This window comes from Planktothrix sp. FACHB-1355, from assembly GCF_014748295.1.
GTDB lineage: Bacteria > Cyanobacteriota > Cyanobacteriia > Cyanobacteriales > Aerosakkonemataceae > Aerosakkonema > Aerosakkonema funiforme_A.
In genome coordinates, this window is record NZ_JACJUP010000783.1 from 1 (window position 1) to 3,370 (window position 3,370).

At 46.2% G+C, this 3,370-nt stretch carries 3 protein-coding genes and 2 pseudogenes; all 5 read left to right on the forward strand.

Annotation, left to right across the window (positions count from 1 at the left end; genetic code table 11):
* Positions 1-277, forward strand: a pseudogene (locus tag H6S82_RS24770) (glycosyltransferase family 2 protein); the annotation flags it as partial.
* Between the two features lie 130 nt (positions 278-407).
* Complete coding sequence (locus H6S82_RS24775; RefSeq protein WP_206756893.1) at positions 408-1,064, forward strand: hypothetical protein; 657 nt, start codon at positions 408-410, stop codon at positions 1,062-1,064.
* A gap of 158 nt (positions 1,065-1,222) precedes the next feature.
* Positions 1,223-2,020 carry a 30S ribosomal protein S2 gene (gene rpsB / locus H6S82_RS24780; RefSeq protein ID WP_190469421.1) on the forward strand — a complete coding sequence of 266 codons (798 nt, stop codon included), beginning with the start codon at positions 1,223-1,225 and terminating at the stop codon, positions 2,018-2,020.
* 41 nt (positions 2,021-2,061) lie between these two features.
* Positions 2,062-2,724, forward strand: coding sequence for a translation elongation factor Ts (tsf, locus tag H6S82_RS24785; RefSeq protein WP_190469424.1), 663 nt, complete (start codon positions 2,062-2,064; stop codon positions 2,722-2,724).
* A 381-nt stretch (positions 2,725-3,105) separates the two neighbouring features.
* Positions 3,106-3,370, forward strand: a pseudogene (locus H6S82_RS24790) (hypothetical protein); the annotation flags it as partial.

Genomic DNA, 3,370 nt, shown 5'->3' on the forward strand with positions numbered 1-3,370 from the left:
GATCGAAAAAGAAATTCAGCGGGGACGCATGGGCGTTCTGTTCTACCAAAAACACCCCACCTGGGAAGTTCGCATGGCGATCCAAATGACTTGGCTGCACCGACTGCTTTGGGGACTCCTCTCCCTTGGCGGTCTCCTCAACGAACGTACAATGGCGGGGTTTTTGCAAGCCCTCATAGACAGGGGGAAACCGCAATTAGCGCTGGAAATAGCGCGAATCTTTTTGAATTGGTACAACGTCAAAGCTGTTTACGCTGCTTATGCTCAAATGCGGTAAAAAAAAGTTGGCTTGCCTGAAATATTTTGCCAACTACTGTAAAATACTCTACCTGCTTTGCACCAGAAGTTAGCGAAGTTATGATATCTTAATAAAGTTATTTAGCGGGCACTACCCTTTTGTTGGGTGTTTGGTGGAAGTTGAAGCTTCCAAGGTACAGCAACTTACTTTAATCTCAGACATACATATGCTTGAACGGGCAAAAATTTTTGGTTTAATTTCAGTACTAGCTGTTTCGTTAGCTGCTTGCTCTGGCAACTCCGAGAGCGCAACCAATACAACTTCACCAGATAATTCGTCTTCCGCATCTGCTCCAACAGCAGCATCTCCAGCTGTTGACAAAACATCCTCGACAGTCAGCGTATCTACCACTCAAATAAAAAATGTCAGCGAAGTAAAATTTAAAGCACCAACACCAGGTAGCCTGTATGGTGTTTTAGATGTCATTAATGACTCTAGTGCCCCAACTCATAAGATTTCAAAATCAACTCCCATCAAGGTAAGCGGTTGGGCTGTTCTAGCTAACAAGAACAAACTAGCTGACAGCGTAATTATTACGCAAGCAGACAATAAAAAAGTGCTGGCAGTAGCTCCCGTAAATATAGCAAGACCGGATGTTGCCAAAGCTTTGAACAATCCTGCTTATAAAAACTCAGGTTGGACTGCCACAATCAATCCTGCCACTTTGCCAACAGGTAAGGTGGTTATTCAAGCTTGGTCTTACGATTCGGCAACAAAAGAAGCTACCCAGCTAAGTCGTAACCACGAAGTAGATCTTACTCAATAATTTGATGACAACTTTCCTGGTAGCGCCCAAACTGTGCTAGGTTAAAGGATGTTGTCTAAATCGCACATCCGAGATTTCGGGTGTTTCTTGCACAAGAGTACGCCTCGCAAGAAATCCGCTCGGATGGAGGATTAACCCGAAAGGAGTTCAAAAAAAATATGCCAGTTGTCTCATTGGCTCAAATGATGGAAGCGGGAGTCCATTTTGGGCACCAAACTCGCCGTTGGAATCCCAAAATGTCTCCCTACATTTATACATCCCGCAATGGAGTCCACATCATCGACTTGGTACAAACTGCCCAGTTGATGGAAGATGCTTACAGCTATATGCGGACTGCTGCCGAACAGGGCAAAAAGTTTTTGTTCATCGGAACCAAGCGTCAGGCAGCTGGAATTGTGGCACAAGAAGCGAGTCGCTGTGGAGCTTACTACATCAACCAACGCTGGTTGGGTGGAATGCTCACCAACTGGGCTACGATCAAAACGCGGGTGGAACGCCTGAAAGATTTGGAACGCCGCGAGGAAAATGGCGCACTGGCGCTGTTACCTAAAAAAGAAGCAGCAGTTTTGCGGCGCGAAATGGAAAAGCTGCAAAAATATTTGGGTGGCATCAAGACGATGCGGAAACTTCCCGATGTAGTGGTGATTGTGGATCAGCGGCGGGAATACAACGCAGTGCAAGAATGTCAGAAATTAAATATTCCGATCGTGTCGCTGCTGGACACAAACTGCGATCCGGATCTAGTCGATATTCCCATTCCGGCAAACGATGACGCCATTCGATCGATTAAGCTAATAGTTGGCAAATTAGCGGATGCCATCTACGAAGGTCGTCACGGTCAGCTGGAAGCAGCGGAAGATGAAGACTACGAAGATTACGAAGGCGCTGAAGAGGATATCGACTACGATGAGAGCGATTTCCCCGATGAAGATGAAGATGAAGACAGCGATCAATAATCAGCGTTAACAAGGAAAATAGATTAGGGACGATCGGCAAAATGGCGGAAATATCTGCAAAACTTGTCCAAGAACTGCGTCAAAAAACCGGCGCAGGCATGATGGATTGTAAAAAAGCGCTCTCGGAAACCGGCGCTGACATGACCAAAGCTATGGAATGGCTGCGGCAAAAAGGACTCGCCCGTGCCGGCAAAATCGAAACGAAAGCAGCTACAGACGGGCTGGTAGGCAGCTACATCCACACAGGCGGCAGAGTAGGCGTACTGGTGGAAGTGAACTGCCAAACCGATTTCGTGGCCCGCAATGAAGAGTTCAAAGCCCTAGTGCAGAACATTGCTATGCAAATAGCGGCTTGTCCGAACGTGGAGTACGTCAAGGTCGGCGACATCCCATCGGAAGTAGTGGAAAGGGAAAAAGCGATCGAAATGGGGCGAGATGACTTGGGCAACAAACCCGCCAACATCAAAGAAAAGATTGTTGAGGGTAGAATTGAAAAACGCCTCAAAGAAATGACTTTGCTCGATCAACCCTACATCCGCGACCAAAATATCACAGTGGAAGAGTTGGTCAAGCAGCAAGTCGCCAAATTGGGTGAAAACATCCAAGTGCGTCGCTTTGTCAGATTTGTACTCGGTGAAGGATTGGAAAAACAAGAATCCAACTTTGCCGAAGAAGTCGCCGCTCAAATGGGTAGCAATTCGTAGCCTCACAACAACTAAGTAACAAAAAAGACAGGCCATCCATTGAGGTTGGCCTGTGTTTATTGGGTCGAGATCCCCGACTTCTTCAAGAAGTCGGGGATCTGTATACCTTTCATCTGCGGTAAAAAATAAATTATCAGACATCTCCAAAAAAAATTTCGGCAGGCAGGATACCTACCCCACAAGAATTTTTGGGACTCGACGAAAAACTGGAAAAACAAGAATCCAACTTTGCTGAAGAAGTTGTCGCTCAAATGGGTGACACTGAGTTTGAAACTCATTGAGTAGCAAAAAAGACAAGTAAACCCACGTAGATGCCCTGTTTTTGATTTGTGGCTTATCCTAAAAACAGGACTTATGGAAACTTTGCATCTGTAAAAGTAGATGGCGAGAGCAATTGAGAAAATAGAGCAGGATATAGCGGCGCTGGAAGAAGCAACTTCTGCGATCGCACAAGACTTCTACAACACTTACGAACGTTATCTCAAAGGCTTGGGGCAGGCAATGCGACAGCAGCTGATCCTCGCAACTTATCACCTCTGCACCCAAGCATATCCCCAAGCATTCCTCAGTTTATCTTTCAGTCAGCGGCAGCAATTGCAGAAAGCAATCCGAAAGCTGGCCGAAAATGCCAAACAACAATTGCTGG